This is a genomic window from Pseudomonas sp. D8002 (assembly GCF_013385695.1).
GTDB lineage: Bacteria > Pseudomonadota > Gammaproteobacteria > Pseudomonadales > Pseudomonadaceae > Aquipseudomonas.
In genome coordinates this window covers 56,101-74,684 of record NZ_JACAPM010000012.1, presented here as the reverse complement: position 1 = coordinate 74,684, position 18,584 = coordinate 56,101, and the positions used below count along the sequence as shown (strand labels likewise).

Annotated in this window: 22 protein-coding genes; 13 read left to right on the top strand and 9 right to left on the bottom strand. The window is 61.0% G+C overall.

Going from position 1 to position 18,584, the window contains the following annotated elements:
- The first annotated feature begins 71 nt into the window (after positions 1–71).
- Both HX807_RS06705 and HX807_RS06700 read left to right on the top strand, forming a co-directional pair.
- Complete coding sequence (locus HX807_RS06705; protein ID WP_003211435.1) at positions 72–830, top strand: SDR family NAD(P)-dependent oxidoreductase; 759 nt, start codon at positions 72–74, stop codon at positions 828–830.
- 57 nt (positions 831–887) lie between these two features.
- Entirely contained in the window at positions 888–1,796 is a 909-nt protein-coding gene (locus HX807_RS06700; RefSeq protein WP_177049553.1) for a LysR family transcriptional regulator, read from the top strand.
- Positions 1,797–1,853: 57 nt separating this feature from the next.
- Here HX807_RS06700 and HX807_RS06695 read toward each other — a convergent pair whose 3' ends face one another.
- Positions 1,854–2,291: a multidrug/biocide efflux PACE transporter gene (locus tag HX807_RS06695; protein WP_087693157.1), complete on the bottom strand. Its 438-nt coding sequence runs from the start codon at positions 2,289–2,291 to the stop codon at positions 1,854–1,856.
- 89 nt (positions 2,292–2,380) lie between these two features.
- Here HX807_RS06695 and HX807_RS06690 point away from each other — a divergent pair, with 89 nt between their 5' ends.
- Positions 2,381–3,235, top strand: a complete 855-nt coding sequence (locus HX807_RS06690; RefSeq protein ID WP_087693158.1) for a LysR family transcriptional regulator — start codon at positions 2,381–2,383, stop codon at positions 3,233–3,235.
- A gap of 137 nt (positions 3,236–3,372) precedes the next feature.
- Here the strand turns inward: HX807_RS06690 and HX807_RS06685 are convergent, their stop codons facing one another.
- Positions 3,373–4,215, bottom strand: coding sequence for a LysR family transcriptional regulator (locus HX807_RS06685; RefSeq protein ID WP_003211429.1), 843 nt, complete (start codon positions 4,213–4,215; stop codon positions 3,373–3,375).
- Between the two features lie 111 nt (positions 4,216–4,326).
- Between HX807_RS06685 and HX807_RS06680 the strand changes: the two genes are divergently transcribed.
- Positions 4,327–5,052, top strand: coding sequence for an SDR family oxidoreductase (locus tag HX807_RS06680; RefSeq protein WP_008431641.1), 726 nt, complete (start codon positions 4,327–4,329; stop codon positions 5,050–5,052).
- A 138-nt stretch (positions 5,053–5,190) separates the two neighbouring features.
- On the opposite strand, the gene HX807_RS06675 is transcribed toward HX807_RS06680, so the two are convergent.
- Genes HX807_RS06675 through HX807_RS06660 form a run of 4 tightly spaced genes read right to left on the bottom strand, consistent with a single transcriptional unit; the run spans position 5,191 to position 7,723 of the window.
- Positions 5,191–6,402 carry an RNA polymerase sigma factor gene (locus tag HX807_RS06675; RefSeq protein ID WP_177049621.1) on the bottom strand — a complete coding sequence of 404 codons (1,212 nt, stop codon included), beginning with the start codon at positions 6,400–6,402 and terminating at the stop codon, positions 5,191–5,193.
- 2 nt (positions 6,403–6,404) lie between these two features.
- Complete coding sequence (locus HX807_RS06670; RefSeq protein WP_003213108.1) at positions 6,405–6,887, bottom strand: SRPBCC family protein; 483 nt, start codon at positions 6,885–6,887, stop codon at positions 6,405–6,407.
- Between the two features lie 29 nt (positions 6,888–6,916).
- Positions 6,917–7,261 (bottom strand): YciI family protein, encoded by a 345-nt coding sequence (locus tag HX807_RS06665; RefSeq protein WP_003213107.1) that lies wholly within the window; start codon positions 7,259–7,261, stop codon positions 6,917–6,919.
- A gap of 42 nt (positions 7,262–7,303) precedes the next feature.
- Complete coding sequence (locus HX807_RS06660; RefSeq protein ID WP_003213104.1) at positions 7,304–7,723, bottom strand: nuclear transport factor 2 family protein; 420 nt, start codon at positions 7,721–7,723, stop codon at positions 7,304–7,306.
- Between the two features lie 146 nt (positions 7,724–7,869).
- Between HX807_RS06660 and HX807_RS06655 the strand changes: the two genes are divergently transcribed.
- Complete coding sequence (locus HX807_RS06655) at positions 7,870–8,355, top strand: N-acetyltransferase (RefSeq protein ID WP_177008457.1); 486 nt, start codon at positions 7,870–7,872, stop codon at positions 8,353–8,355.
- Between the two features lie 20 nt (positions 8,356–8,375).
- A complete protein-coding gene (locus HX807_RS06650; protein ID WP_003213099.1) occupies positions 8,376–8,981 on the top strand; it encodes a pyridoxamine 5'-phosphate oxidase family protein in 606 nt (201 codons plus the stop codon).
- A 46-nt stretch (positions 8,982–9,027) separates the two neighbouring features.
- Here the strand turns inward: HX807_RS06650 and HX807_RS06645 are convergent, their stop codons facing one another.
- Positions 9,028–9,513 carry a GyrI-like domain-containing protein gene (locus tag HX807_RS06645; protein ID WP_177049551.1) on the bottom strand — a complete coding sequence of 162 codons (486 nt, stop codon included), beginning with the start codon at positions 9,511–9,513 and terminating at the stop codon, positions 9,028–9,030.
- A 196-nt stretch (positions 9,514–9,709) separates the two neighbouring features.
- On the opposite strand from HX807_RS06645, the gene alaC reads away from it, so the two are divergent.
- On the top strand, positions 9,710–10,927 hold the full coding sequence (alaC, locus tag HX807_RS06640; RefSeq protein ID WP_003213096.1) for an alanine transaminase: 1,218 nt from the start codon (positions 9,710–9,712) through the stop codon (positions 10,925–10,927).
- 145 nt (positions 10,928–11,072) lie between these two features.
- Here the strand turns inward: alaC and HX807_RS06635 are convergent, their stop codons facing one another.
- Together HX807_RS06635 and HX807_RS06630 are read right to left on the bottom strand one after the other, a co-directional pair.
- Positions 11,073–12,428 (bottom strand): GntP family permease, encoded by a 1,356-nt coding sequence (locus tag HX807_RS06635; RefSeq protein WP_008431626.1) that lies wholly within the window; start codon positions 12,426–12,428, stop codon positions 11,073–11,075.
- 84 nt (positions 12,429–12,512) lie between these two features.
- Positions 12,513–13,046, bottom strand: coding sequence for a gluconokinase (locus HX807_RS06630; RefSeq protein WP_177049549.1), 534 nt, complete (start codon positions 13,044–13,046; stop codon positions 12,513–12,515).
- A 212-nt stretch (positions 13,047–13,258) separates the two neighbouring features.
- Between HX807_RS06630 and HX807_RS06625 the strand changes: the two genes are divergently transcribed.
- The 6 genes from HX807_RS06625 to HX807_RS06600 all read left to right on the top strand — a co-directional run bounded on the left by HX807_RS06625 (position 13,259) and on the right by HX807_RS06600 (position 18,494).
- On the top strand, positions 13,259–14,290 hold the full coding sequence (locus HX807_RS06625; protein ID WP_167665540.1) for a LacI family DNA-binding transcriptional regulator: 1,032 nt from the start codon (positions 13,259–13,261) through the stop codon (positions 14,288–14,290).
- A 168-nt stretch (positions 14,291–14,458) separates the two neighbouring features.
- Positions 14,459–14,890: a hypothetical protein gene (locus HX807_RS06620; protein ID WP_177049547.1), complete on the top strand. Its 432-nt coding sequence runs from the start codon at positions 14,459–14,461 to the stop codon at positions 14,888–14,890.
- A gap of 360 nt (positions 14,891–15,250) precedes the next feature.
- The gene (locus HX807_RS06615) at positions 15,251–15,487 is read left to right on the top strand and encodes a DUF6124 family protein (protein WP_003213089.1); all 237 of its coding nucleotides are present in this window, start codon (positions 15,251–15,253) and stop codon (positions 15,485–15,487) included.
- Positions 15,488–15,686: 199 nt separating this feature from the next.
- On the top strand, positions 15,687–16,319 hold the full coding sequence (locus HX807_RS06610; RefSeq protein ID WP_177049545.1) for a glutathione S-transferase family protein: 633 nt from the start codon (positions 15,687–15,689) through the stop codon (positions 16,317–16,319).
- A 16-nt stretch (positions 16,320–16,335) separates the two neighbouring features.
- Positions 16,336–17,073 (top strand): NAD(P)-dependent oxidoreductase, encoded by a 738-nt coding sequence (locus HX807_RS06605; RefSeq protein WP_177019374.1) that lies wholly within the window; start codon positions 16,336–16,338, stop codon positions 17,071–17,073.
- A gap of 11 nt (positions 17,074–17,084) precedes the next feature.
- Positions 17,085–18,494: an MFS transporter gene (locus HX807_RS06600; RefSeq protein WP_177019375.1), complete on the top strand. Its 1,410-nt coding sequence runs from the start codon at positions 17,085–17,087 to the stop codon at positions 18,492–18,494.
- Positions 18,495–18,584: the final 90 nt, after the last annotated feature.

Sequence of the window (18,584 nt, the reverse complement as noted above, 5' to 3'; positions counted from 1 at the left end):
CTGTTTATCACGTTATGGCCGGACAAATACACTCAGTCCCACGAACCATCACACGCCCCGAGGACTTCACCATGACCCGTAAAATCGCACTCATCACCGGCGCCAGCCGCGGCCTGGGCAAAAGCGCTGCGCTGCACCTGGCGGCACAAGGCGTCGACATTATCGGTACCTATAACAGCGCGGCGGACGAAGCCCAGGCTGTGGTCGCCCAAGTCGAAGCGCTGGGCGGCAAGGCAGCCATGCTGCAACTGGACGTCAGCCAGAGTTCCACCTTCGAGGCGTTCACCGCCCAGGTCGGCTCGGTATTGAAGGACGTGTTCGGCCAGGCGCACTTCAACTTCCTGATCAACAACGCCGGGATCGGCGCCCACGCCAGCTTCGCCGACACCACCGAAGCGCAGTTCGACCAACTGGTGGCGATCCACTTCAAGGGCCCGTTTTTCCTGACCCAGAAACTGCTGCCGCTGATCAGTGACGGTGGCCGCATCATCAATATCTCCAGCGGCCTGGCGCGCTTCAGCCTGCCGGGTTATTCGGCCTACGCCTCGATGAAAGGCGCGGTGGAAGTGCTGACCCGCTACCAGGCCAAGGAACTGGGTGCCCGTGGCATCACCGTCAACACCCTGGCCCCCGGCGCGATTGCCACCGACTTCAGCGGCGGCGTGGTGCGCGACAATCCGGACGTGAACGCGATGGTCGCCAACAACACCGCCCTCGGTCGCGCGGGCTTGCCGGATGACATTGGCGGAGCGATTTCCACCCTGCTGGCCGACGGCAGCAACTGGATCACCGGGCAACGGGTCGAGGCCTCGGGCGGGATGTTTCTGTAACGCGCTCGGATTCTCCGCTAGCATCAATGCTTTCGGATACCTGACAGGCAATCACCCATGAGTTTTGATCCAGGACTGGCCGGCGGCATGGGCGTACTGGCCGCCGTGGTCGACAGCGGCAGTTTCGCCCGCGCCGCCGACAGCCTGGAGATGACGCCTTCGGGGGTCAGCCGGGCCATTTCGCGGCTGGAAAAACGCTTGGGCATCCGCCTGTTCGACCGCACTACCCGCTCGGTGCAATTGACCGACGAAGGTCGGCGTTTCTACCAGGAAATCGCCCCGCTGCTGGCCGGCCTGGAAGAAGCCGCCAGCTCGGCGGCCGACAGCGCCCTGACGGTTCGCGGGCGGTTGCGGGTGAACATCGACCCGTACTTTTCGCGGCTGGTGCTGGGGCCGGTGCTGGGTGAATTCATGAGCCAATACCCGCAGCTGCAGTTGGACCTGCACACGCGGGATCAACTCGGGGACCTGGTGGCGGATGGCTTTGACCTGGCCATCCGTTTTGGCATTCCGCAATCGTCCTCGCTGATCGCCCGCAAGCTGATGGAAGTGCGAGTGCTGACGTTGGCCTCGCCAGCTTATCTCGAGCGGCATGGTCGCCCTTCACACCCCAAGGACCTGGAAGACGGCCAGCACGTGTGCATCGACTTTCGCGACTCCCAGACCGGCCGGCCGTTTGGCTGGGAATTCCACCGACCGGGCGAGCAGGTCAACATCGCCACCAGCGGGCGGCTGGTGGTCAACGATGCAGGGACCTTGTACAGCGTGTGCGAACACGGCCATGCCGTGGCGCAAATGCTCGACCTTGGGCTGGCACCGGCGCTGGAATCCGGCGCGTTGATCGAGTTGTTTCCCGACTGGCCCGACGAGCGCTTCCCGTTGTATGCCTTCTACCCGTCGCGGCACTTGCCAGCGGCCAAGATGCGGGCGTTCCTCGATTTTGTGGCCGCCCTACAACCCCTGTAGGAGCTGGCTTGCCGGCGATGACGTATCCAAAATCGCCATCGCCGGCAAGCCGGGCTCCTACGCGGTGCGCATCCGTTTCTGCATAATCCGCTCCCGCGCGGCGTCATACGCCCAGTGATACACGTAGGTGTATGGCAGGAAAAACAGCAACACGCCGATGTCGAGGATAAACGCCTGCATCAGGCTGATGTTCAGCCACCAGGCAATCAACGGCACACAGATCGCCACCAGCCCGCCTTCAAACATCAACGCATGCAGCACGCGGGTCCACACCCCGCCGGACAGTTGCAGGCGCGCCTTGAGACGGTCGAACAGGCCGTTGAAAATCACGTTCCAGGCCAGTGCCATAAGGCTGATGGCCAAGGTCACGACGCCCATCTCCAGGGCCGGTTTATCCATGATCCACGCCAGCAGCGGTGTACAGATCAACAAGGCCAATCCTTCAAAACCAATGGCCTGCCAAACGCGTTCAGTAATCGACTTGGTGGGTGTCATGACCCGTTCTCCGTGAGTGACGATGGTTGCCATCATTACCCTTTGACTCGATACTTCATAACCAGTAACCATCGATCAAGGCGATAGTCATGGCATCCCACGAAGTGCTTCAGGCGTTTGTGCAGGCGGCGACCCACGGTTCGTTTTCAGCGGCGGCGCGCAAGCTGGGCAAGAGCCAGTCCACCGTCAGCGCGGCGGTGGCCAGCCTGGAGATTGACCTGGATGTGGTGCTGTTTGATCGCAGCAGCCGCAAGCCCACGCTGACCCCGGCCGGGCATGTGCTGCTGCAACGCGCCGAGCAGGTGCTGGAAGCCAGCAGCCGCCTGGAGTTGGCGGCCAGCCAGTTGTCCCAGGGGTTGGAGCCGAAGTTGAGTATCGCGATGTCCGATACGTACCAGTCGGACCGTTTCGAAACCGCCCTCAGCGCCTTCGAGCAGCGCTACCCGGACCTGGAGCTGGAATGCCTGATCGCCGAATGCGAAGACTTGATCGCCCTGGTGCAAAGTGGCCGGGCGCAGATTGCGTTTATCGAGATGCAGGAGGTTTACCCGCCGGACCTCACCAGCACCACCGTGGAAGAGCGCACGGAAATCGCGCTGTTTGTCTCACCCAGACATCCGCTGGCGAACCTTGCGGACATCGACCAGCAAACCCTGGAACAACACCGCGAACTGCGCCTGGCGAGCATCATCAACCCGAATGAAACCCGCGGCCTGGGCCGGGTGTGGTCAGCGCCCAGTTACCTGATGCTGATGGAAATGGCACAGCTGGGTTTTGGCTGGGCACCGCTGCCGCGCTGGCTGGTGGAGCGGTTTGGCGGCGACCACCTGTGTGAAATCAAGGCCCGGGGCTGGCCGCGCTCGGTGGCGGTGGACGCGTTGTGGTCACGCCAGCATCCGCCCGGCCCGGCCGGCAGTTGGTTGCTGGGCAAGATGCTGGAATAACGGCGGAACACACTATTCGCAACAATGAAGATCAAATGTGGGAGCTGGCTTGCCTGCGATAGCGGTGTGTCAGTCACCACCGCTATCGCAGGCAAGCCAGCTCCTACATTGAATTTGCGGTGAATTCAAAGGCGCCGTCAGGCGGCTTCAATCTGCGGCGGGCGGTTGTTCTGGAAATACTCATGCAAGGCCCGCAACGCCGGCAACTCCAGGGCCTGGGCGGCAAAGCACAACCCCACCCGGCGCGTCGGTGCCGGCAGGTGCCAAGGGCGAATCACCACCCCGGCCCGCTCCGCCGCCAGCGACTGCGGCAACATCGCCACGCCGACACCGGCCGCCACCATGTGCAATGCCTGGGTCAACGAACCGGCATGCCCGGCCACCGCCTGGGGCGAGCGGCCGTACAAGGCCATCAGCCGTTGGTGGGAATCATGCTGCGGGCAGGTGATCCAGTCTTCGATCGGCGCCCAGGCCTGCTCCTTGCCGCCCGCCGCCATCGGGTGCGCAATCGGCAGTGCCATCACGTAGGACTCTTCCCAAAGCGGCAGGAATAATTCGTCCTCGCAGCACATTTCCTCTACCGCCAGGCGCCCTTCTCCTTCGCAGCCTTCCTGCAAGGTCAGCAGCAAACCCGGCAGGCCCTGGTGCGCCATGCGCAGGAAGGTTTCTATCTGGCTGTCGGCAATATCGCCTTCCACCCCCAGTTCCAGGGCGATGCGGTTTTCGCGCCCGCGAAACAGTCGGCTCAACGCATCGGCCTCGGCCACCATGCGCCGGGCTTGCGGGTACAGCACCCGCGCCTCGTCACTGACCTCGACCCCACGAGGCTGGCGCAGAAACAGCGCCACGCCCAGTTCTTCTTCCAGTTGCTTGATAGTCACCGACAACGTCGGCTGGCTGATGAACAGGCGCTGGGCGGCGGCGGTGATATTGCGTTCCTCGAATACCGCGAGAAACGCCTTGAGATGACGCACATCCATAGTTAATACCGATGACAGACAGAGGAATAAGGCATTTTTCAGCCAGCCGAGGGCTAAATATACTGCGCTCCACGCTCAGTTATTTGTTTTTCTTATTTCAGGAGTTCCACCATGAGCAAGCCATTGATCATCATTACCGGCGCCAGTTCGGGCATTGGCGAAGCCACCGCGCGCTTGCTGTCGGCTGCCGGCCACCCGCTGTTGCTGCTGGCCCGCCGCATCGACCGGCTGAATGCGCTGGAGTTGCCGAACACCTTGAGCCGCGGTGTCGACATCACCGACCGCGCTGCGCTGGTGGCGGCGGTGAAAGAAGCCGAAGCGCAATTCGGCCCGGCCGATGCACTCATCAACAATGCCGGCGTGATGCTGCTGGGCGCGGTCAGCGAACAGGACCCGGCACAGTGGGAGCAGATGCTCGACGTCAACGTAAAGGGCCTGCTGAACGGCATCCATGCGGTGGCCGGCAGCATGGTCGAGCGCAAGGGTGGCACCATCATCAACGTCAGCTCGGTAGCCGGGCGCAAGACCTTCCCCAACCACGTCGCCTATGTAGGCACCAAGTTCGCCGTGCATGGAATTTCGGAAAACCTGCGGGAAGAAATGTCGCCGCACAATGTGCGTGTGATCACCATTGCGCCGGGCGCGGTGGAAACCGAATTGCTGAGCCACACCACCGACGAAGCCATCAAGACCGGCTACCAGGCGTGGAAACAGGACATGGGCGGCACCGTGCTGAGCGCCGATGATGTGGCTTCGGCGATTGCCTATGCCTACCAGCAGCCGCAGCATGTGTGCATTCGCGAGATCGTGTTGGCGGCGACGCGTCAGCAGCCGTAACTCATTCATCAAGACAACATCGAACAAATGTGGGAGCGGGCTTGCTCGCGAATGCGGTGGATCAGTCACTGAAATGTTGACTGACACACCGCATTCGCGAGCAAGCCCGCTCCCACATTTGGATCTCCGGCGCCTGCACTATTTGAGTTCGGCCAGACGCCGCTCGATAAAGCGCTTTTCGGGCACTTGCTGGGTCAATGCCTGCGCCCGTTCAAACGCTCGCCGCGCGTCCTCCACTCGGCCCAATCGCCGACAAAACTCGCCCCGCGCCGAGTACGCCAGGTGATAGTCCACCAACTCCCCCCGCGCCAGAATGCCGTCCACCAATTGCAAACCGGCCTGCGCTCCATCGCGCATCGCAACGGCCACCGCGCGATTTAGCTCGATCACCGGCGATGGCATCGCTCCAAGCAACACGTCATACAGCCCGACGATCTGCGGCCAATCAGTCTCATCGGCGCTCACGGCTTCAGCGTGTACCGCCGCAATCGCTGCCTGCAGGCTGTAGGGCCCGAAGCGGCGTGTGGTCAGGGATTTCTCCACCAGGGCGCATCCTTCAGCAATCAATGACGCATCCCACAGCGAACGGTCCTGCTCATCCAGCAACACCAACTCACCGCCGGCCGAAGTGCGTGCCGGGCGCCGGGATTGGTGGAGCAACATCAGCGCCAGCAAGCCCATCACTTCCGGCTCCGGCAACAACTCCATCAGCAAGCGGCCCAGGCGAATCGCTTCGCGGGTCAGGTCTTCACGGGTCAGGTCGGCGCCCATTGACGCCGAATAGCCTTCGTTGAACACCAGGTAAATCACCCGCAGCACACTGTCCAGGCGCTCGGGCAACTCCGCCAGGGATGGCACCTGATAGGGGATCTTCGCTTCGCGGATCTTGCCCTTGGCCCGCACGATGCGCTGGGCGATGGTAGTGGGCGTGGCGAGAAACGCCCGGGCGATTTCCTCGGTGGTGAGGTCGCAGATCTCACGCAAGGTCAGCGCCGCCTGGGCATCCGCCGCCAGGGCCGGGTGGCAGCAGGTGAAGATCAGGCGCAAGCGGTCGTCTTCCACGTCTTCAACGCTCCAGTCTGCCGCTTCCAGCGCATCAGCTTGCGCCTGCAACAACGGGGTAAAACGCGCCTGGCGACGTAAACGGTCGATGGCCTTGAAGCGCCCGGTCGAGACCAGCCAGGCCCGGGGGTTATCCGGCACACCGTCCTGCCCCCAGCGCTCGACTGCGACGAAGAACGCCTCGTGCAAGGCTTCTTCAGCCAGGTCGAAATCGCCAAGCAAGCGAATCAGGGTCGCCAGGATGCGCCGCGATTCGCTGCGATAAACCGCTTCAACCCGGGCCTGCACCGTCAATCGCGCAGGCCTTCGGTCACCAGCGTCACCAGCCGGTCGAGGCTCTGTCCCCAGCCCTCGTGAAAGCCCATGGCTTCGTGGGCCTGCTTGGTTTCGGCGCTCCAGTGCATGGCGCGGGCGGTATAGAGGGTTTTGCCGTCGACGTCTTCAAAGGTAACTTCTGCGGTCATGAATGGCTGGCCCGAAGGGATCCAGCCGGGGGTGAAGGCGTCGGTAAACACCAGCCGACTGGGGGCGGTAATCTCCAGGAATACGCCCTGGGTTGGGTATTCGCTGCCGTCCGGCGCGCGCATCAGCGTGCGAAATTGCCCACCCACCCAAAGGTCCATTTCGCACTCGGGAGTGGTCATGCCGTGTGGGCCCCACCACTGCTGCAACAAGGCCGGCTCGGTCCAGGCGCGAAACACGCGGCTGCGAGGGGCATCAATCAAGCGACTGATGGACAGTTCAAATTCGGCGGGTTTGGGTTGAATGCTCATGGGAAACCTCCTGGGTTTTATTGTTGTGATCAGAGATTCAATTCACGCACGGGGCGCACTTCCACACTGCCGACCCGGGCCGCCGGTATGCCGCCGGCCACCTGGATCGCTTCATTCAGGTCCTTGGCTTCGATCAGGTAAAACCCGGCGAGCTGCTCCTTGGTTTCGGCAAACGGTCCGTCGGTGATCGACAACTTGCCATTGCGCATGCGCACGGTGGTGGCGGTGCTCACCGACTCCAGCGGCTCGGCGGCGAGCATGCGCCCGCTGGCCTGCACGGATTGGCCATAGGCGAAACATTCCGGGTCCTTGGGGCTGTCGGGCGAATCGTGCAGCACCTGTTCGTTGCTATAGATCAGGCAGAGGTATTTCATGGGATTCTCCGTTTTCGGACAACTGACTATAGTTCGCGGCGCTCAAGGTTTCAGGTCGAACAGACCGGCGCCGGTTTCCATGTCGAACGGTGCCGACCAATGTTCATGCACCACTTTCCACTCGCCGCCAACGCGCTGGTAGCCGGCGCTGACGCGCATCCAGCAGGTCTTGAGTACGCCGTCGGGCCCGGTGCCGCCACAGTGCGCGAGCCAGTGGGCAAAGGCGCTGTTATCGCCGGCGACGATACGCATCTCATGGAAGTCAAAGACCCCAGGGCCCGGGCAGAACTCCATGCACGCCTTCCAGTGCGCCTGATAGGCGGCCTTGCCCTTGAACTGCAGGGCGCTAACGGCGTCGAACGCGACGATATCGTCGGCGTAAAAGCTGACTATTTTCTCGACATCCTTGGCGGTGACCGCCTGTTTCCATTGTTCGATCAAGCTGCTGATTGCGGTGCTCATGGCGATACTCCTTGCGGGAAAAATCACTGAAGACCCCCTTAGTCGACTGAGCCCCGGGCCAATCGACAGTCCCGCAAAAAATAATTGCGACTACCGCAAACCCGCTAGAATCCGCGCTTCTTTGTAGGATTTCGGATGCTACGCCGATGGAAACCCGCCTCGTCGCCTATCAGACGTTGACTGCCCTGCAACAACAGCAACTCAACGCCCTGGAAGTGCATCCCGAACAACTGGGTTTTTCCGGCGATATCTACTGTGCGCTGAACACCCTGCTGGTCAATCCGAACCCTGGCGTGGCAGGCTTTGCGTTACTCGCCGACGACATTCCCGTGGCCTTCCTGCTGCTCAAACGCCCACCCTGCCTGCCCCATTGGGCGGATGAACACAGCGCCACGCTGCATGCGTTGCAAGTCGATCGCCATCAGCAAGGCCTGGGGTTTGGCAAAGCCTGCCTGCAAGCCCTCCCCGCCGCCGCGCGCCTGGTTTGGCCGCAGATCAAGGCGCTGGAGCTGTCGGTGGACACGGATAATGTGGCGGCGATGGGGCTGTATTTGCAGCAGGGCTGGGTGGACAGCGGGGAGGCGTATAAGGGGCGGATTGGGTATGAGCGCCGGTTGGCGTGGGTGTTTTAAACAATAAGGAGCTGGTGAAGATGCTAACAACCCTGGAACAACTCGAAACCCTCTACGGCCTCCCCCACGAGCGGGCCGTGCGCAAGGAAATCCCGTTTCTCAACGAGGATTACCAGGCCATGGTCCGCGCGTCACCCTTGGTGGTGGTGAGTTCATCCGGCCCGGACGGCATCGACGGTTCGCCCCGTGGCGACGTGCCAGGTTTTGTACGAATTATCGACGAGCGCACGTTGGCGATTCCGGATCGGCCGGGGAATAACCGCCTCGACACCCTGCGCAATCTGGTGGTGGACCCGCGTATAGCGTTGCTGTTCATCATCCCGGGCATTGGCGAGACGTTGCGGGTCAATGGCCGGGCGCAGATTTCCATCGAGCCTGAGTTGCTGGAGAGCTTTGCAGTAAATGGCAAAGCGGCTCGTTCGGTGATTCTGGTGCAGGTGGAGGCGGCATATTTCCATTGCTCCAAAGCCTTTGTGCGCTCCGATTGCTGGAACCCGGAAAAGCATCTGGATCGCTCGGCACTGCCCTCCGCCGGGGCGTTTCACAAGCGCTTGAATGATGGGGCGTTCGACGCCGAAGCCTATGACCGCGAGATGCCGGAGCGGGTCAAGGCCACGCTGTATTGAGAGGCCATTGCAGGAGCGAACGTGCTCGCTCCTGCCGGTGGCGCGGTCAGGCGGATTCGGCGTTGATGGGGATCCAGATTTCCACGGAGCCCGTGCCTTTACCCACATCGAAATCGGCGCTGTAGCGCTCAAAATCAGCCCCGACCACCTTGTACCCGGAGGCCGGCAGCCATTCGAACATGATGCGTTCATAGGTCTGCGCCAGCGCCTGCACCGGGCCAAAATGCGGGAACACGGCATAGCGATGGGCCGGGATTTCAATCGACTGGAAGTTGCTCTGCACATCGCCCTTGGCCGGCACTTCAACGCCGGCCAGGTAGTCAAATTCATCGTGTTTGGCGTTGTAGCACACGCCATAGGTCACGCCGCCGACGCGTTTCTTGATCTCTTTGAAGCAGCTGTCGAACAGCTCCCACAACTTGGGAATATCGCCAATCGTGGCCTTTGAATAACGCCCTTGCACACCCGCGATCACCAGGGCCTTGCCCTCTTCCATGCGCGGCTGTAACGGCAGTTTTGTCTGTTGATCCATCTGAACAGTCTCCTTCTTATGAGGGAACAAACCCGCGTCGAGTATAGGGGCATATCCCCGTTGCACTCCAAGCAGAAATTTTTCCTACAGCATCTGGACAATTGGCCATCACCGACCGTATTGTCTGCCCCGCAGGCCACCGCAGTGGCCGACGTCGCTCGGACGGTTCCGGGCGCTTACGTATTTCGAGGCAACAATGGCCGAACCCCGTTCGCCGCGCCGCTTTGCGCGCATAGATCGACTCCCCCCTTACGTGTTCAATATCACTGCCGAGCTGAAGATGGCTGCGCGTCGGCGCGGCGAAGACATCATCGACTTGAGCATGGGTAACCCGGACGGCGCCACTCCACCGCACATCGTGGAAAAAATGGTCACCGTCGCCCAACGCGAAGACACCCACGGTTACTCCACTTCCAAAGGCATTCCGCGGCTGCGCCGGGCGATTTCGCGCTGGTACAAAGACCGCTACGAAGTGGACATCGACCCGGAAACCGAAGCCATCGTGACCATCGGTTCCAAGGAAGGCCTGGCGCACTTGATGCTGGCCACCCTGGACCAGGGCGACACGGTGCTGGTGCCCAACCCCAGCTACCCGATTCACATCTACGGTGCCGTGATTGCCGGCGCCCAGGTGCGTTCGGTGCCGCTGATTCCGGGGGTGGACTTCTTCGCTGAACTGGAACGTGCGATTCGTGGCTCGATCCCCAAGCCGAAGATGATGATCCTCGGCTTCCCGTCCAACCCCACCGCACAGTGCGTGGAACTGGACTTCTTCGAACGGGTGATCGCCCTGGCCAAGCAGTACGACGTGCTGGTGGTGCATGACCTGGCCTACGCCGACATCGTCTACGACGGCTGGAAAGCTCCGTCGATCATGCAAGTGCCGGGCGCCAAGGACATCGCGGTGGAGTTTTTCACCCTGTCCAAGAGCTACAACATGGCCGGCTGGCGCATCGGTTTCATGGTGGGCAACCCGGAACTGGTCAACGCCCTGGCGCGGATCAAGAGCTACCACGACTACGGCACCTTCACCCCGCTGCAAGTGGCGGCGATTGCGGCGCTGGAAGGCGATCAGCAGTGCGTGAAAGACATTGCCGAGCAGTACCGCCAGCGCCGTAACGTGCTGGTGAAAGGCCTGCATGAGCTGGGCTGGATGGTCGAGAACCCGAAGGCGTCGATGTACGTCTGGGCGAAGATCCCCGAGGCGTACGCCGCAATGGGTTCGCTGGAGTTTGCCAAGAAGCTGCTACTTGAGGCGAAGGTGTGTGTGTCGCCGGGGATTGGCTTTGGTGAGTATGGTGACGACCACGTGCGCTTTGCACTGATCGAAAACCAGGACCGGATTCGCCAGGCGGTGCGGGGCATCCGGGCGATGTTCCGGGCGGATGGGCTGGTCAAGAAAGCTGACGCCTGACCCGATCCAACGGCAGGAATGATCGTTCCCACGCTCTGCGTGGGAATGCCGCCTTGGACGCTCTGCGTCCGCTCGTGACGCGGAGCGTCACAGGATGCGTTCCCACGCGGAGCGNNCGCGGAGCGTGGGAACGATCACTTACCGCCTAGACCACCAGCGACAGCAACATGATAAAGCCCAACGCCACCACCGACAGAATGGTCTCCATCGCCGTCCAGGTCTTGAACGTCTCGGCCACGGTCATATTGAAGTACTGCTTCACCAGCCAGAACCCCGCATCGTTGACGTGAGACAGCACCAGCGAGCCCGCCCCCGTCGCCAATACCAGCAACTCGCGGTTCACCCCCGGAATCATCCCCACCACCGGCACCACAATGCCGGCACCGGTAATGGTCGCCACCGTCGCAGAACCGGTAGCCACACGAATCACCGCCGCCACCAGCCAGGCCAGCAGGATCGGGTTGATCTGCGCGGTCACCGCCATATGGCCGATCACATCACCTACGCCGCTGGTCACCAGCATCTGCTTGAAGCCACCACCGGCGCCGATGATCAGGATGATCGCAGCCGTCGGCGCCAGGCTGGCGTCGAGCAGCTTGAGGATTTGCTTGGAGCCAATGCCCTGGCGATGGCCAAAGGTGTACAGCGACAACAGCAAGGCCAGCAGCAAGGCGGTGATCGGGTGACCGATCATGTCCATCCAGTTGCGGATCACATGGCCGTCCGGCAGGGCGACGTCGGCGAAGGTTTTCAGCAGCATCAGGAACACCGGCAGCAGCACGGTGATCAGGGTGATGCTGAAGCTCGGCAGGGTCTTGGATTCCGGTTGCTCACTGGCCAGTTGGTCTACCAGTTCCTGGGACGGGTTGCCCGGAATGTACTTGGCGATAAACGAACCGTAGAGCGGGCCGGCGATGATCGCCGTAGGCAGCGCGACGATCAGGCCGTAGAGAATGGTCTTGCCGATGTCGGCACCGAACACGCCGATCGCCAGCAGCGGGCCCGGGTGCGGTGGCACCAGGCCGTGCACCGCCGACAGGCCGGCCAGCAGCGGAATGCCGATCTTGATCAGCGACACACCGGTACGGCGCGCGACGATAAACACCAGCGGGATCAGCAACACAAAACCGATCTCGAAGAACAGCGGAATGCCCACCAGGAACGCGGCGAACATCATTGCCCACTGCACCTTCTCCTTGCCGAAGGCCCGCACCAGGGTTTGCGCGATCTGATCGGCACCGCCGGAATCGGCCATCATCTTGCCGAGCATCGTACCCAGCGCGAGGATAATCCCGACAAAGCCGAGCACCCCGCCGAAGCCGTCCTGGAAGGCCTTGATGATCTTGTCCACGGGCATGCCCGAGGTCAGGCCGAGAAAGCCTGCGGCGATGATCAGCGCAATGAACGGGTGGACTTTGAACCGGGTGATCAACACGATCAGGCCGATGATGGTCACCACTGCATCGAGCAGCAGATAGGTATCGTGGGACAAGCCAAACATGGGGGTCTCTCCTGTTTGTTGTTGTTATTAAAGCCGGTAAAAAATTCAGTGCAGGCGGACAGCGCTATCTTGTCCGGCAAAAAATTATTTGTTTGGTTCAAAGCCGTGTTCGAGCCACCAGGCATTGGTTTGCTCGGCCAGTTCTTCAACGCTGTCTTCACTGGCGTTGAGGGCCAGGGTCAACGGCTCGCCCACCGGGGATTCCAGGGTGGCGAACTGGCTGTCTATAAGGCTGGCCGGCATGAAATGGCCGGGGCGATGGGATACACGGTCGGCGGCGACTTCGCGGGTCAGCTCCAGAAACACAAACCCCAGGCCCGGCGCGGCTTCGCGCAGGTGGTCGCGGTATTTCTTCTTCAGGGCCGAACAGGTGAGCACCGGATGCTCGCCGGCCTTGAGCGAGCGGCGCAGCTCATCGCACAGGATGTCGAGCCAGCCGGCGCGGTCTTCGTCGTTAAGGGGATGGCCGGCGCTCATCTTCTCGATGTTCGCGGCGGGGTGAAAGCTGTCGCCTTCGATGGCAGTGGCGCCGTTCAGCAGGCACAGGGCCGCGCTGACGCTGGACTTGCCACAGCCGGAAACACCCATGATCACGAGGGCAGTAACAGGTTGACTCATGAAACACCTCAAGACGCAGATAGCGCTACCTTTGCACGCTGTAAGGCTAGTGCAAAAACAGGCTTTTCCCGCGCCGTCTTGTCATTTTTATGGAGTGACGCGTGCATCTGCTCCAAAGGTTTGAACGGGAACAGGCATTCCGACGTTCAAGAATTTGCAGGGTCTTGGAGACAGCGCTACCTTAGTGCCTCGATTTTTGTTTGGCAAGCCGCCTGATGACTCCCAAGAACGATAAAAATACCCGCACCACGGGCCGCCCTACCCTCAATGAAGTGGCACGCCTGGCTGGCGTGAGCCCGATTACCGCGTCCCGGGCCTTGCGCGGCATCAGCACCGTGGCCACCGAACTGGTGGAAAAAGTGCAAAAAGCCGCCGCCGAACTGAGCTACGTGGTCAACCCGGCCGCCCGTGCCCTGGCATCTGCCCAGAGCCAGTCGGTGGTGGTGTTGGTGCCGTCGCTGTCCAACCTGCTGTTTATCGAAACCCTGGAAGCCATCCACCAGGTGCTGCGGCCCAAGGGCTTTGAAGTGCTGATCGGCAACACCCACTATTCCCGTGACGAAGAAGAAGACCTGCTGCGCAACTACATGGCCTACCAGCCACGGGGGTTGCTGCTGACCGGGTTTGACCGTACGGAAAGCGCCCGGCGCATGGTGGAATCGAGCAATGTGCCGTGTGTGTACATGATGGACCTGGACCCGGGCGCCGGACTGAACTGCGTAGGATTCTCGCAATTGAACGCCGGGGAAACAGCGGCGGCGCATTTGATCTCACGGGGGCGCAAGCGGTTGGCCTACATTGGCGCTCAGTTGGACCAGCGCACGTTGTTGCGCGGTGAGGGTTTCAGGCGCGCTCTGCAACAGGCGGGGTTGTATGACCCGGCACTCGAAGTGTTGACGCCACGGCCATCGTCGCTGGGCCTGGGTGGTGAATTGTTCCTGCAGTTGCTGGCCAGCCATCCGGATGTGGACGCGATCTTCTTTGGCAACGACGACCTGGCTCAAGGTGCGCTGCTGGAAGCGCTGCGCCATGGCATCAAGGTGCCGGAGCAGATCTCGGTGCTGGGCTTCAATGACCTGCCGTCTTCCTCGTTCATGGTGCCGCGCTTGAGCAGCATCAGCACGCCGCGCGAAGCCATTGGCCGGCGGGCGGCAGAGCATTTGTTGACGGTGATGGCGGGCAACAAGATCGCCCGGCCGGTGGTGGACATGGGGTTTGAGTTGAAGGTGCGCGAGAGTACCTAGGCCGGTCCCGTATACGGGCCATCGGTAAAACGCTCCACGCTAGCCCTTGCGATTATGAAAATCCACTGTGACTTCTGACAGTATACGAACCTGTGAAAGGCTCATTTAATCAAGCAACTATCCAGCAATAAGAGATAGCAACTGCAAGTTAGATGGAGCCTCTCGACCATGGATCACTACAGAATTAACGCAATCCCCGTAACAGGGACACTTAAGGTTGACAAATCCGTAGATGGGCCTTTCGAGGCTACCAGCATCAGGTTTGATAATAGTCAGAAAAATCTCTGGTTTCAGGGTGAGTACGTTGATGGATTAGGAAAAATTCGGCTTATTACACTGGTCCTGCCTGACACGGCAGGTGAATTTTCCGGCGGTTTCAACCCCGACGCCGCCGGCTATTACAACCGCGAAACCAATGACAGGCCACAACATTGGCATTCAGTGTCCGGCCATTACAAAGGCACCTTTATTAAAGGAGCTGGAGATCTGGACGGAAAGTTCCACTTTCAGGGTTCTTGGCCAGGCTCGGAGAACCAGGAATTTGAGGGTACTTTCGATATTCAGACTGGCCCCTTAAGCGTAAAAGCCAAACCAGCTTGAGTAGACTGCGCGAACACATACAGGCGGTAGCTGTAGGAAGTGGCTGGTGTTGATGGCAGCGCCTTGCTCCGTTACCTACAGGTACGTCAGAATCCGCCGGCTTGTGCGCCTGGGTAGGGCTCTCTAAGGTTGCCCGGTCGCTGAATTTCTCAGTGATCGGGTTTAGTAGCCCGAACTGGTTCACTCTTAGTGCATGAGCTTCATCTGTCAGACGATTTTGTCTGTGCTTGATGGCGGCTGTGCGTAGGGCACCTTCGGGTGCGCCGGCTATGAGTGTCCACCGGTCTACTAACCTGCGCGCAGCTGCCTCCTTTATTGTTTAGTAGCGATATGGGGGTGGCCTAATACAGGGCACTTACTATGTTCAAAGCAACTCCAAATCCTCCCGCCTTATTCACCGTCAGCCCCGACGCCAGCAGCGAAAGCCTGATCGCCAACAGCTACGAGACGTTTTCCTCGGTCAGCACGTTATTGCTCGACCTGTCTGATGAACTCACCGGCAAAGACCGCGACACCGCATTGGCGATTCACCAGTTGAGTGAGTTGGGCGTATTGCTGATGGGCAAGCTGATGGACCAGGAATCACCACTGATCTAACAGACCGCACGCGGTCAAACTGTGGGAGCGGGCTTGCTCGCGAATGCGGTGTGTCAGCCGAGCTTTCCATCACTGATACACCGCATTCGCGAGCAAGCCCGCTCCCACATTTTTGATCCTGCCCACTTAACACCCTCGCCGTGCCTTCTGGCCCCTGCTAAATTGCCCCCTGCCTTCTCACCCTCGTCAGGAAAGCACCATGGGCCATTCGCTGAAAATCCTCGGTCGCACTTCTTCCATCAACGTGCGAAAAGTCCTGTGGACCTGCCAGGAACTGGATATCCCCTACGACCGCGAAGACTGGGGCATCGGCTTCGCCTCCACCCAGTCCCCCGAATTCCTGGCCCTGAACCCCAACGCCCAAGTCCCGGTGATCATCGACGACAACGGCGTGCTGTGGGAATCCAACACCATCTGCCGCTACCTCGTGGGCCTGCACCAACGCCACGACCTGTTGCCCACCGAGCCGGTCGCCCGTGCGAGGGTCGAGCAATGGATGGACTGGCAAGCCACCGAACTCAACCCGTCGTGGGGCTACGCCTTCCACGCTCTGGTACGCAAGAATCCGGACTACCAGGACCCGCAACGCATCAAAGCCGGGGTAAAAAGCTGGAACGACAAGATGGGCCTGCTTGAAGAGCAACTGATCAAAACCGGCGCCTACGTCGCCGGTAACAACTTCACACTCGCCGACATCCTCATCGGCCTGTCGGTGCACCGCTGGTGGATGACGCCCATGGAGCATCCGTCCTACCCGGCGGTCAGCGCTTACTACGAAACCCTCAGCCAACGCCCCGGCTTCAAAACCTTCGCCCTCGACGGCCACAACTAAAAACAAGGACTACCCAATGAACGGACTCAACGTACTACTCACCGGCGCCTGTGGCCGCATCGGCAAGACGTTTTTCGAAGCGTCGAAAGACCGCTACCGCTTCACCCTCACCGACCGCATCGAGCCGGATTTCGCCCTCGGCGAGCACCGTTTCATCCCCGCCGACCTGAGCGACAAAACCGCCCTCGCCGCCCTGCTCGACGGGATTGACGTGATCGTGCACCTGTCGGGCATCCCCCACGCCAGCGCGACCTTCGACGAGTTGTTGCCCAACAATATCCTGGCCACCACTTACCTGTTCGAAGCCGCCGTGGCCGCAGGTGTGAAGCGCCTGGTGTTCGCCAGCAGTGCCCAGACCATCGAAGGCTACCCGGTAGACCGGCAGATCACGCCGGGCATGCCGGTACTGCCCGCCAACCTATACGGCGTGAGCAAATGCTACGGCGAAGCCCTGTGCGGTTTTTACGCGGCCAAAACCCCGCTCTCCACCATCGCCCTGCGCATCGGTGCGTTTGAATTCCCCGAAACCCACGACCTGAACAACGCCCGCGACCTCAGCGCCTGGCTCAGCCCCCGCGACGCCGTGCAACTGCTGCAACGCTCGGTGGAAACCATCGGGGTGAAACACCTGATCGCCCATGGCATTTCCAATAACCGTTTCAAACGCCTGGACCTCAGCGAAACAACCCGTGTGCTGGGTTACCAACCGGTGGATGATGCGTTCCAGGAATTCGAGATCCCGATCACTTATTGAGTCTTCTGCCCATGTCTTCACCCTCTCTTGCAGACGGTATCGACCCGATCCGCGCCGCGCACATCAGCGCGCGCATTGATCGGTTGCCCGCCGTCGCCACTGTCTGGCGCCTGGTGGCGCTGCTGTCGATTGGCGGCTTTTTCGAGCTGTATGACTTGTTCCAGACTGCCTATATCAGCCCCGGCCTGATCAGTGACGGAATTTTCCACACCGGCAGCCAGGGCGTATTCGGCTTCTCCGACCAGGCGGCCTTTGCCTCGGCGACCTTTCTCGGCCTGTTCCTCGGCGCCAGCCTGCTCAGCCCGATTGCCGACCGCTACGGGCGCCGGGCGATCTTCACCTTTGCGTTGATCTGGTACACCGTCGCCACCGTGTTGATGGGTATCCAGACCTCCGCCCTGGGCATCATCTGCATGCGCTTCCTGGTGGGCATTGGTTTGGGCATCGAGCTGGTGACCATCGACGCCTACCTCTCGGAACTGGTGCCCAAGCGCATGCGCAGCTCGGCGTTTGCCTTTGCGTTTTTCATCCAGTTCCTGTCGGTGCCGGCGGTGGCGTTGATGTCGTGGTGGCTGGTACCCCAGGCACCGTTCGGGATTTCCGGCTGGCGCTGGGTAGTGGTGAGCAGTGCGGTATTTGCGCTGTTTATCTGGCAACTGCGCAAGCGCCTGCCGGAATCGCCGCGCTGGCTCGCACAAAAAGGCCGTTTCGAGGAAGCCGGGCAGATCATGGACAGCCTCGAAGCGCGCTGCCGGAAAGACCACGGCAAGCCACTCGATGAGCCGGAACCGCAAGCCGTCAGCGTGCAGGGCCAAGGGCGCTTCGCCGATATCTGGCAACCGCCGTACCGGCGCCGGGCGTTGATGCTGATTGTGTTTCATGTGTTCCAGGCCATCGGTTTTTTTGGCTTCGGCAACTGGCTGCCGGCGCTGCTCTCGGGCCAGGGCGTGAGCGTCACTCACAGCCTGGGCTATGCCTTCATCATCACCCTCGCCTACCCGTTGGGGCCGCTGCTGTTTGTGAAGGTGGCGAACCGGTTTGAGAACAAATGGCAGATTGTCGGCTCGGCGCTCGGCGCCGTGATCTTCGGCAGTTTGTTCGCGCTGCAAACCACCGCCGTGGGCCTGGTGATCTGCGGGGTGATGATCACCTTCTGCAACGCCTGGCTGAGTTTCAGTTATCACTCCTACCAGAGCGAACTGTTCCCCACCAACATCCGCGCCCGGGCGGTGGGTTTCTGCTATTCGTTCAGCCGGTTGTCGACGGTGTTCAGCAGCCTGTTGATCGGCGTGATCCTCGAACACCTCGGCACGCCCGGCGTGTTGGCGTTTATCGCCAGCAGCATGTTGATCGTGATGATCACCATCAGTTGGTTCGGCCCGCGCACCCGCAACCTGGCGCTGGAGAACATTGCCCACTAGCGGCAAACAATGGCCGTCGGCACGCCAACGCTTGCCGACGGTAGCGGCCAAAAGCCCCGTAAACACGGGGCCATACCACTGGGCACGCTA

Excerpts from the sequence above, each read along its gene's own strand:
- HX807_RS06665 (WP_003213107.1), bottom strand. The coding sequence starts at position 7,261 with ATGAAATACCTCTGCCTGATCTATAGCAACGAACAGGTGCTGCACGAT.
- HX807_RS06680 (WP_008431641.1), top strand. The coding sequence starts at position 4,327 with ATGAGCAAGCCATTGATCATCATTACCGGCGCCAGTTCGGGCATTGGC.
- HX807_RS06660 (WP_003213104.1), bottom strand. The coding sequence starts at position 7,723 with ATGAGCACCGCAATCAGCAGCTTGATCGAACAATGGAAACAGGCGGTC.
- HX807_RS06695 (WP_087693157.1), bottom strand. The coding sequence starts at position 2,291 with ATGACACCCACCAAGTCGATTACTGAACGCGTTTGGCAGGCCATTGGT.
- HX807_RS06670 (WP_003213108.1), bottom strand. The coding sequence starts at position 6,887 with ATGAGCATTCAACCCAAACCCGCCGAATTTGAACTGTCCATCAGTCGC.
- HX807_RS06610 (WP_177049545.1), top strand. The coding sequence starts at position 15,687 with ATGGGCCATTCGCTGAAAATCCTCGGTCGCACTTCTTCCATCAACGTG.
- HX807_RS06620 (WP_177049547.1), top strand. The coding sequence starts at position 14,459 with ATGGATCACTACAGAATTAACGCAATCCCCGTAACAGGGACACTTAAG.
- HX807_RS06650 (WP_003213099.1), top strand. The coding sequence starts at position 8,376 with ATGCTAACAACCCTGGAACAACTCGAAACCCTCTACGGCCTCCCCCAC.
- HX807_RS06655 (WP_177008457.1), top strand. The coding sequence starts at position 7,870 with ATGGAAACCCGCCTCGTCGCCTATCAGACGTTGACTGCCCTGCAACAA.
- HX807_RS06645 (WP_177049551.1), bottom strand. The coding sequence starts at position 9,513 with ATGGATCAACAGACAAAACTGCCGTTACAGCCGCGCATGGAAGAGGGC.
- HX807_RS06700 (WP_177049553.1), top strand. The coding sequence starts at position 888 with ATGAGTTTTGATCCAGGACTGGCCGGCGGCATGGGCGTACTGGCCGCC.
- HX807_RS06690 (WP_087693158.1), top strand. The coding sequence starts at position 2,381 with ATGGCATCCCACGAAGTGCTTCAGGCGTTTGTGCAGGCGGCGACCCAC.
- alaC (WP_003213096.1), top strand. The coding sequence starts at position 9,710 with ATGGCCGAACCCCGTTCGCCGCGCCGCTTTGCGCGCATAGATCGACTC.
- HX807_RS06615 (WP_003213089.1), top strand. The coding sequence starts at position 15,251 with ATGTTCAAAGCAACTCCAAATCCTCCCGCCTTATTCACCGTCAGCCCC.
- HX807_RS06705 (WP_003211435.1), top strand. The coding sequence starts at position 72 with ATGACCCGTAAAATCGCACTCATCACCGGCGCCAGCCGCGGCCTGGGC.
- HX807_RS06685 (WP_003211429.1), bottom strand. The coding sequence starts at position 4,215 with ATGGATGTGCGTCATCTCAAGGCGTTTCTCGCGGTATTCGAGGAACGC.
- HX807_RS06600 (WP_177019375.1), top strand. The coding sequence starts at position 17,085 with ATGTCTTCACCCTCTCTTGCAGACGGTATCGACCCGATCCGCGCCGCG.
- HX807_RS06605 (WP_177019374.1), top strand. The coding sequence starts at position 16,336 with ATGAACGGACTCAACGTACTACTCACCGGCGCCTGTGGCCGCATCGGC.
- HX807_RS06635 (WP_008431626.1), bottom strand. The coding sequence starts at position 12,428 with ATGTTTGGCTTGTCCCACGATACCTATCTGCTGCTCGATGCAGTGGTG.
- HX807_RS06630 (WP_177049549.1), bottom strand. The coding sequence starts at position 13,046 with ATGAGTCAACCTGTTACTGCCCTCGTGATCATGGGTGTTTCCGGCTGT.